This window comes from Halomonas sp. ND22Bw, assembly GCF_003011945.1.
Taxonomy (GTDB): domain Bacteria; phylum Pseudomonadota; class Gammaproteobacteria; order Pseudomonadales; family Halomonadaceae; genus Halomonas; species Halomonas halophila.
In genome coordinates this window covers 1-244 of record NZ_PXWD01001567.1, presented here as the reverse complement: position 1 = coordinate 244, position 244 = coordinate 1, and the positions used below count along the sequence as shown (strand labels likewise).

Here is a 244-nt window from a genome sequence, read left to right as displayed (position 1 = left end):
GCTCGACGCCGCCAACAACCGCGGCAATGCCGTGAAGAAGCGGGAAGACACCCACCGGATGGCTGAAGCCAACCGCGCCTTCTCGCACTACCGCTGGTAAGCGGACCCGGACCCTTTCAGGAGCAATCCGATGCCCCGCACGCACGCGATCGAGGACTACCGCAACTTCGGCATCATGGCCCACATCGACGCGTGCAAGACGACGACGACCGAGCGGATCCTGTATTACACCGGCAAATCCCAC

The 244-nt window shown here is 63.1% G+C and carries 1 protein-coding gene and 1 pseudogene; both read left to right on the top strand.

Annotated features, from left to right (window positions below; all coding sequences use genetic code 11):
* A pseudogene (locus CVH10_RS23515) lies at positions 1 to 100 on the top strand (30S ribosomal protein S7); the annotation flags it as partial.
* 30 nt (positions 101 to 130) lie between these two features.
* The coding region (locus tag CVH10_RS23510; protein ID WP_146143353.1) for a GTP-binding protein at positions 131 to 244 on the top strand (114 nt) is incomplete at its 3' end.